Below are 8,494 nucleotides of genomic sequence, written 5' to 3'. Positions count from 1 at the left end.
AAAGATGTTGAGAAACAGTTTCTGCCTTACATGGTTCTACTCCTTTAATCATCCATCCACTCCTAGCTATGCTGTTAAGTGAATATATTAATTCATTTATTTTTACCATTTTCTACTTCCCGTTTGTTCCTACACTTTCATTTCAATCATTTTATCTTCAATCATGATCAAGTATAGGGACTTAGCCCTCAACCACCCACTTGTGGTAGGTGGGTCATGGGACTCCTTCGACCCCAACGGCACGGGGGTCACATCTCCAGCCCTTTTCCTTCCCCCTTTCGCAAACACCAACCCTTGGGGCATCGCCCCCATCGGGTTGATAAGCAATCTTTGCCCCTCCTTATGTCTCAGCAGTCTCTTTACAAGATTAGTTGATAATAAATAGGTATAAAAAGATTTCTATTAACATGAGAAAGGATTCAGCCCATAGATCCTGCTGTAAAGGCGAGGGATTAAGTATAAAGAGCAGAAATGATAATATAAACTTAATATGTATTATTAGTAAGCAAATGTGTTGCTTTAATGCGAGTATTTTATCTGCATAATGAGCCTGATTGGATTAAGTACCAATTAAAATAGTCAATAAAGATGCATAGTAGATAAACAAACACCTAAGTAAAACGAATTTCATTGTAAAATTATTAGAAACACCAAAGCCCTATTGATTATGATTTTACTTAATACCTATATAGCTAAGGTGTTTTTTCCAGATACAGGGCAGGTCTTCCTGGAAGAGCCAGATCACTTCTCGGTAGTTTTGAGTTTTCTTCAAATTCAATTATAATTTCTTTCTTGAGTTCTTTGCTTAAGAATTCTTTCGACTCTTGTATAGATTTTATCTCTAAGTCCCTGGGGATATAATTCTCTATCAGCTCTGGGTATTTAAAAATCATATTAACAACTTTAGCAACTTTGCTTTTTTCTATCTTTAAGTCATTTTCTAATAGCTTTTGTTTTAATTCGTTCATTGATTTATTGCTTTTATTCAATTCTTTTGCTAAATCAAATAGATCATATTTCCACGGAGAGGCTATAATAATGTAAACTTTGTTAGTTTGTCCTATTAGATCGATTAGCTCTTTTGCATCCTTAATTATTTTTTCTATTAATTCCTCAGCCTTTTCATATTTTTTATTAATTTTATCCTCGTCAAATGAAGGCCATTGATGAATAGAAATCAGATCTTCATGACCCATTATGTGCCACGCTTCTTCAGCTATATGTGGTACTATTGGTGCTATCATTAATGTCACACTTTCTAAATATTCATTTATAACTTGTTTGTTCGGTGTATTAGCTCTAGTTAGATACCATTTGAATTTATTTTTAAGATAATAATATGATTTAACTAAAGCGCTCTTGAATTTTGTTTGTTCCATATCTTCGGTAACTTCTTTTATTGTACTATTAATTACGCTTTCAAACCAATCATCTAAGCTAAGCCTATAATCTCTACCTTTATTGTAATTATTTTTAACTAATTCTAACCATGAGTTCAGTTCATCTACAGCATTATCAACTATAGACATTTCAAAGTTAGCATCATCATATCCTGGATCGGCACCTGCCATTACCTCAGACCATCTTGTTACATCAGCTCCCCATTTGTTTAATGCATCCCTTAATAGCAGAAAGTTCCCTTGATTTTTTGACATCTTTTTTCCATTTAATAATACCCACCCATTTATCCCAATTCCTTTAGGCCATTTGCTTTTATCAAAAATTGCTGCATGATGATATATGAAGAACAATAAATGATTCTGCATAAGGTCTTTCCCACTAATTCTAAGATCAACCGGATACCAATATAGAAATTCTTGTCTCATTTTTTCTATCAGATCTTTATCTATTTGTGTTTTTTTAGATAATTCCTCTACATTACCTATTCCTAAAAAAATGTAATCGAAGAGTTCAGGAATTAATTTTGAAGGTTCTATTTTGTTTTGAATATAATGCGCTATGGTATAATAAGCCATATATATAGTCGAATCGCTGAGGCTCTCTATAACCCATGAATTATCCCAAGGTAACGGAGTACCTAATTCGTTCATATGTGTAAAAGCCCAGTCGTTAAGCCAATCTACAAGCCTAAGAAAATCTTCTCTTGCAGAGTCTGGATAGAAATTCATATTTACTACCAGTTCCTTAGATTTACTTTTCCAATTTTGATCGCTATAAAGTAAAAACCATTGATTTTCAACGAATTTTACATGAGTCCTTGCTCCACATCTGCAATAAACCTTCGATGGTAATGTATAAACTTTTAATGCCTTTTTCTCATTTTTTAGGTGTTCAATTATTTTTTCTCTAGCCTCATTAACCCTAACGTTAGAATATTCACCAACATTGTACATTATTCCGTTATAAAATTCTTTGGCGTATAGTTCTTTTGTTGCTTTTTCTAAAAGTTCTACATCATTTTGGCTTTTTATGTTTAGCTTCCTTGTTATTTCCTTTGCCGGTATGTCTTTAAAGTCGGAACTCTTTATTATGACTAAAGGGTTTAATTTCTTTATTTCTTCTTCATTTAATCCGAATTCTTGTATAATTGCTTTATTTCTTTTCAGATCCTCGAGGGCTGTATAATCATAAGGCGCATGCGCAGGGACACTCATAACAATTCCCGTGCCTTCATCATAAATAACGAAGTTTGCTGGAAGTATAGGTAATCTATTATTATTTATTGGATTTAATACGTATTTGCCTATTAATTCCCTTGCTCTTATTTTTCCTAATACCTTGACTTCATGTTTTTGATCTGAAAGCTCATCCAACATATAATCATTTATAATCCATTTTTCTCCATCAATTTCTGCAATATTATAAACTGAATCCTTGTTTATCCATATATTTGTAACTCCAAAAATCGTCTCAGGTCTATAAGTTAAAGTAGGAATTATAAGATCGTCTTCTTCTAACTTAAATTTAATTATTGTAGCATCAACAGGACCTATACCTGCATATTCGTCTGGCCTGTCATGATCGCCAACAGCCTTCTTTTCTTTAGGGCACCAAACAACCGGATGGCTACCTTTAGCTATGTACTTTAGGTCTCTTAGCTTATAATATTGCCATTCAACAAATTTGCTAAAATAAGGATTTAGGCTTGTTGTATAAAATTTTCTTCTCCAATCAATACTTAATCCATATCTCCTTAAATCTTTTTCCCATTCACTTGTAAAGTAAAATACCCAATAAGTAGGATCTTCAAAATTATTGATAACGTTTTCTGGCACTCCCATTTCCTTTAGTTCTTTTATTTTTTTCTGATCTTTTTCTTTAATTCTTTTTGCAGATGCTACTATAGGACCCCCTGTTGCATGCCATCCTTGAGGGAATAATACATTATATCCTTTCATCCTTTTATATCTGGCCATTATATCTACTCTAAGTATGGTAAAAGCGCCTCCTAAATGAGGGAGCCCATTCATATAGGGAAATGGAAATGTAATGAAAAACTTCTTTTTTTCATCGGGGTTCGCTTCAAATATTTTATTTTCTTCCCATAATTTTTGCCACTTTATTTCGATTTGTTTAAAACTATCAATAATTTCATCTCTTTTCTCTTGCATATCTTTTCCACTCAATGATTTCTAAAGTCTATAATTCAGGCTAAAAATTTTTATAATTTAAAATAAGAAGATTAAATTAAACATTAAACATATTAAATTTAGATGCGATAATTATTGCGGTGAATTATGGTGTCGGAAGGAGAAAAGAACGTAGTAAACAAAGAATTTAAGGGAGAAGCAAGGGTTGGGAGAGTAATGAAAAATTTTGCTTCTATATCGCTTAAACCTGAAGATTTATCGAGTCCAGTTGCATTCCAAATGGCTATATCTAGGCTCTACGAATCTCTCATGAAAGTTTTCGAATCAGGAGGCCCTGAAACAACATATATTGCCGAAGTAAAAATAACCGACGATACAGGGAATCAAGTATCTATAGCAATAGACTTAGGAAATTCAATACCACCATTCTCTTCAGATAAGGTTAAAGCTGATGTAAAGGTTACATTGTACGAAGATTAGCTAATTTTGGCCCCTCGAGTGCTTTAAGAGAATATTTAATTTATATTAAATTTTACTATTTAATAAATATGAGCGATGAAAACATTTAAAACTAGCAAACAATGAATTTTAGAAGGAGTAAAAGGGTGTAAAAAAATGCCAGCTGAAGAAAGACCACCATTAAGGGTAGTGATTTCGGATCCAAGAGCAGGTAATAAGACCATAGATGTTAAGGTGAAAGGTATTGATGATGAAGAACTTAAATTAAATGAAGCTATGAAAAAAACAAAAGAGCAGGAAAGAAAGGAATTACCAAAAGCTAAAGTAAGTAAAAAACTATTTGAAGAACTTAAATTAAATGAGGCCGGAGTTTTAACGTTGACCATTAAAAAAGAGGGAGGAAAGGCAAACGTCTCATTGAAGGCTATTCAATCAGATAATGTACCAGAAAATGAAGTATGGATAAGTGGTGAGCTATTAGGGGAATTAGTAGGAGCAAATGAAGCGGAAGCAAAAGCTTTTAGAGCTAAAGCATGGCAATTAGCAGTTCCAGAGGATATAATGATTAGAATTTCTGGTTTGGAAATTGGGGACGAATTTGATGGAAGCTTACTTGGTTTTGATAACTTAAAGTTTAAAATAAGAGGAGGGAGCGATGCAACAGGCTTTCCAATGCATCCTGGAGTTCCAGGAGCGGTAAGAAAGAAAGTGCTTTTATCAGAACCTCCAGGATTCCACCCAGAAAAAGATGGGGAGAGACGGAAAAAAACTGTTAGAGGGCGTATGATACCAGACCCAAGAGCTGAAAGAAGGAAAACTGCTTTAGCTCAACTTAATGTAGAGATAAGCTATTCATAATTATTTGTTTTTAATATTATATCTTGTTTAAGTTACGATTTAACTTATCAATAGCTAATGAAGAATTACGATTCCATGAATGGGCCGAAAAGCTTTTGCCATGAAGGGCGAGAGCTACACCACTGGTAAATACTTCTTAACTATGTGGTGTGAATAGCTTATAGAAACAATTTTATAATTACGAAGATAAAATATAATATGATAAAAAAGAAACGATAAACCTCGCCTTTCAAGGCTAGGTAAAGTTTTTAAATGCTGGAAGCATTAAAAACAATGTGACGTTAGATGTCTTTATCTGGCCAACTCTTGTTGTATTATAATTGGTGTGTATAAATTGACTATGAAAGCAAAAATAACAAGAAATGGAAGGCTAGCATATATTGAAACAGAAACAGGTCAAAAAGCAGTTGTGCCTTGGGAAAACATATGTAATATTATTAAAAGGTTTGGGCTCATAGCTGAAGTCATAGGCAATGAAAAGTTAGACTGCATTAATGACTCTGTTAAAGAAGGAGAGGTAGAGCTTGATGTTGAGCCAGAGGGATATGACGAAGAAGAAAGCTGAGGCGATTATATCGATTTTAAAACAAAAAGGGGTAAAAGCTTCATCTTTGGAAGAAAAAGAAGCCTGTTTTAACTCTATTTTAGATTATAGTGGAAATATTTTTGGTCTGTTCTTCTATCCTTCAAAACATGATAACTACATTATATTAAAGATTACAAAGATTATAGGTGATTGCGAAGAAATTTTGTATGCTACTAATGGATTATTTATTATAGATTCAGATGAGTTTAAAATAGTTGAAAAAATATTTGAAAAATTTGATTATATTATTAATGTAAATTTTGGGTCTGTTTGAAAGGGTAGAAACCTTTCCTTTCAAGGTAAATTAAAAGATTAAACTTTACATTTTTGAATAATAAATAACGAATATCTATCTGACCTCCTCCCGCTCTAAAGGGCGAGTCTTTCAGCTGTAAACTACCCTAATTCCTTTTACATAAAGAGTTTCATGTTTTTGTAAAATGAGCATTTTTATATTAAACCCTTAAAAGTTTCTATGAATTGGGGGATAATGAAATGAGTGAAATCCAATCACAGGGATCCCAAATTAAAAAATTAAGACAGCCAATAGTAGTTGTGTTAGGTCATGTAGATCACGGAAAAACATCATTGTTAGATAAGATTAGGAGTACTGCCATAGCAGCAAGAGAAGCAGGTGGAATAACGCAACACATTGGAGCAAGTATAGTACCTTCTGATGTAATTGAAAAAATAGCTGAACCCCTTAAAAAAATAGTTCCCATTAAACTTACTATACCTGGATTATTGTTTATAGATACGCCTGGGCATGAATTGTTTTCAAATTTAAGGAAGAGAGGAGGAAGTATAGCTGATTTTGCTATATTGGTTATAGATATTACAAAAGGTCTTCAAGACCAAACGTTTGAAGCTATAGACTTATTAAAGTCAAGAAAGGTCCCTTTTTTGGTAGCCGCAAATAAAATAGATAAAGTTTCTGGATGGGAAAGTTTTTCAGATCAACCCTTCGCTATTTCTTTTCAAAAACAATCTTCCAAAGCAAAGGAGGAACTAGAAAAAATAATTTACGGGACAATTGTAATAAAGCTTTCTGAATTAGGATTTCAATCAGATTTATATACAAAAATTAAGGATTTCACAAAGACAATAGCCATAGTGCCTTTGTCAGCTAAAACTGGAGAAGGTGTTCCAGACTTATTAGCGGTATTAGCTGGTCTTACACAACAATATTTAAAGAATAAGCTCGTCTTTGCTGAAGGACCAGCTAAGGGGTCTATACTAGAGGTTAAAGAAGTAGAAGGATTAGGTACGGTATTAGATGCCATAATTTATGATGGCGTAATAAGGGTAGGAGATATAATAGTTCTTAATGGAAAAAATGGACCTATAATAACAACTGTAAGGTCACTATTAATGCCATCACCTTTAAGTGATATGAGAGCCAAGGGAACTAAATTTGTTAATGTTCATGAAGTCTATGCTGCAGCTGGTGTAAGAATAGCGGCAGCAAACCTTGAATATGCATTGGCTGGGTCTTCAATCCATGTGGCAAGTAATTATGAAGAAGCGGAAAAAATTAGTAAAGTTTTACAAAATGAAGTTAAAGAGCTTATTTTTAAAGCAGAAAATAATGGAATTATAATTAAAGCTGATACTTTAGGAACACTTGAAGCTTTAATTGAAGCTTTTAAAAGAATGAATATACCTATAAGAGTTGCCGATATTGGTAACGTCAATAAATCAGATGTATTAGAGGCTTCTTTAACATCTAAAAAAGATAGATCTTTAGGTGTAATAATTGCTTTTAATGTAAAAATATTACCTGAAGCAGAGACGGAATTATTACATAATAATGTTAAAGTTTTTCAAAACAACATTATCTACCATATAATAGAAGAATATAATGAATGGAGGGAGAAACTAAAAGAAGAAGAGATACAAAAAGAACTAAATTCTTTGATAAGGCCTGGAAAATTTAAAATATTACCTGGTTATGTATTTAGAAGGAGCAATCCTGCTATTGTAGGGGTTGAAGTAAATGGAGGGGTTATAAAGCCGGGATACCCATTAATTAATGATAAAGGGAAAGATCTCGGTAGAATTATGGCTATAAAGGATAAAGATAAAAGCTTAGAATTTGCTAAGGTAGGATCTACAGTTGCAGTTTCTATAGAGGGTAAGATATTAATAGGTAGGCACGCCAATGAGGGTGACGTAATATATACTGATGTTCCTCAAGAACATGCAATGAAATTAATTACCCAGTTCAGAAACTATATAAGCGATGATGAATTATTAACTTTAAAAGAAATTGCTGAAATTAAGAAGAATTCGGGTTTTAAGGAATATAATATAGTACTTTCTAAGATTAAGGAAATATTAGATAAAAAATCTAATAGGTAATTATTTCTTCATCCTTAAACAAAACTTTGTATTCTCTTTCAAAGCTTTCTTGAGAATCGCTGGCATGAACTACATTATCCTGTATGGATAATGCGAAGTCCCCCCTTATAGTCCCCGGTTGAGCTTTTCTACCATCAGTGCTACCTATCATTAACCTTACTACCGATATTGCTGAGTCACCTTCTAGTATAATTGCAACAATTGGTCCACTTGTTATAAACTCTACAAGATCTTTGAAAAAGCTTTTATCTTTGTGAACAGAATAAAATTCCTCCCCTTTGCTTTTATCAAGTTTTATCATTTTTAATGCTAAAATCTTTAACCCTTTTCTTTCGAACCTCGATATAACTTCCCCTATCAAACCTCTTTTAACTCCGTCGGGTTTAACCAATACTAAGGTCTTTTCGGCCATTACAGCTTTCACCGAATTTTAGTTTGTATTAGCGGTTTATAGATTTAAGGGTTAAATAGAAAATAACCTTTTAAAAATAATAATTAAGCAAAACTCTTATCAATTCAATAAAACTAATAAATTCTTTAATATAAGAAAAAAGGGGAGTGGAAATATATGCATAAGAACAGCAGGAGAGGTAAATCACACTCAATAAGACCTTCATCAGTTACAGCTAACTGGATAACCTATAGCCAACAAGAAATAGAATTAATAATAGAGGAGCTT

The 8,494-nt window shown here is 32.8% G+C and carries 7 protein-coding genes and 2 pseudogenes; 6 read left to right on the top strand and 3 right to left on the bottom strand.

Going from position 1 to position 8,494, the window contains the following annotated elements:
- Positions 1-129: 129 nt before the first annotated feature.
- Positions 130-337: pseudogene (locus RXO53_RS06905) on the bottom strand (hypothetical protein); the annotation flags it as partial.
- A 355-nt stretch (positions 338-692) separates the two neighbouring features.
- Positions 693-3,587, bottom strand: a complete 2,895-nt coding sequence (gene leuS, locus RXO53_RS06900) for a leucine--tRNA ligase (RefSeq protein WP_410713500.1) — start codon at positions 3,585-3,587, stop codon at positions 693-695.
- Between the two features lie 111 nt (positions 3,588-3,698).
- Between leuS and RXO53_RS06895 the strand changes: the two genes are divergently transcribed.
- The 5 genes from RXO53_RS06895 to infB all read left to right on the top strand — a co-directional run bounded on the left by RXO53_RS06895 (position 3,699) and on the right by infB (position 7,815).
- Positions 3,699-4,031 (top strand): hypothetical protein, encoded by a 333-nt coding sequence (locus RXO53_RS06895; RefSeq protein WP_410713499.1) that lies wholly within the window; start codon positions 3,699-3,701, stop codon positions 4,029-4,031.
- Positions 4,032-4,166: 135 nt separating this feature from the next.
- Entirely contained in the window at positions 4,167-4,868 is a 702-nt protein-coding gene (locus RXO53_RS06890) for a 30S ribosomal protein S6e (protein WP_410713498.1), read from the top strand.
- 340 nt (positions 4,869-5,208) lie between these two features.
- Positions 5,209-5,433, top strand: a complete 225-nt coding sequence (locus RXO53_RS06885; RefSeq protein WP_410713497.1) for a hypothetical protein — start codon at positions 5,209-5,211, stop codon at positions 5,431-5,433.
- Entirely contained in the window at positions 5,396-5,728 is a 333-nt protein-coding gene (locus tag RXO53_RS06880; protein ID WP_410713496.1) for a hypothetical protein, read from the top strand. The genes RXO53_RS06885 and RXO53_RS06880 overlap by 38 nt, the downstream gene beginning before the upstream one ends.
- 221 nt (positions 5,729-5,949) lie before the next feature.
- Positions 5,950-7,815, top strand: a complete 1,866-nt coding sequence (gene infB / locus RXO53_RS06875) for a translation initiation factor IF-2 (RefSeq protein WP_410713495.1) — start codon at positions 5,950-5,952, stop codon at positions 7,813-7,815.
- Here the strand turns inward: infB and ndk are convergent.
- A complete protein-coding gene (gene ndk / locus RXO53_RS06870) occupies positions 7,805-8,227 on the bottom strand; it encodes a nucleoside-diphosphate kinase (protein WP_410713501.1) in 423 nt (140 codons plus the stop codon). The two genes, infB and ndk, sit on opposite strands and share 11 nt — an antisense overlap.
- Positions 8,228-8,383: 156 nt before the next feature.
- On the opposite strand from ndk, the pseudogene RXO53_RS06865 reads away from it, so the two are divergent.
- Positions 8,384-8,494: pseudogene (locus RXO53_RS06865) on the top strand (30S ribosomal protein S15); the annotation flags it as partial.

Origin of the sequence: Caldisphaera sp., from assembly GCF_046536515.1 — an archaeon.
In the GTDB taxonomy this organism is placed as follows: domain Archaea; phylum Thermoproteota; class Thermoprotei_A; order Sulfolobales; family Acidilobaceae; genus Caldisphaera.
The sequence above is the reverse complement of the archived record's forward strand: the minus strand, read 5'-3'. Positions and strand labels throughout refer to the sequence as shown.

Excerpts from the sequence above, each read along its gene's own strand:
- RXO53_RS06895 (WP_410713499.1), top strand. The coding sequence starts at position 3,699 with ATGGTGTCGGAAGGAGAAAAGAACGTAGTAAACAAAGAATTTAAGGGA.
- RXO53_RS06890 (WP_410713498.1), top strand. The coding sequence starts at position 4,167 with ATGCCAGCTGAAGAAAGACCACCATTAAGGGTAGTGATTTCGGATCCA.
- RXO53_RS06885 (WP_410713497.1), top strand. The coding sequence starts at position 5,209 with ATGAAAGCAAAAATAACAAGAAATGGAAGGCTAGCATATATTGAAACA.
- RXO53_RS06880 (WP_410713496.1), top strand. The coding sequence starts at position 5,396 with ATGTTGAGCCAGAGGGATATGACGAAGAAGAAAGCTGAGGCGATTATA.
- infB (WP_410713495.1), top strand. The coding sequence starts at position 5,950 with ATGAGTGAAATCCAATCACAGGGATCCCAAATTAAAAAATTAAGACAG.
- ndk (WP_410713501.1), bottom strand. The coding sequence starts at position 8,227 with ATGGCCGAAAAGACCTTAGTATTGGTTAAACCCGACGGAGTTAAAAGA.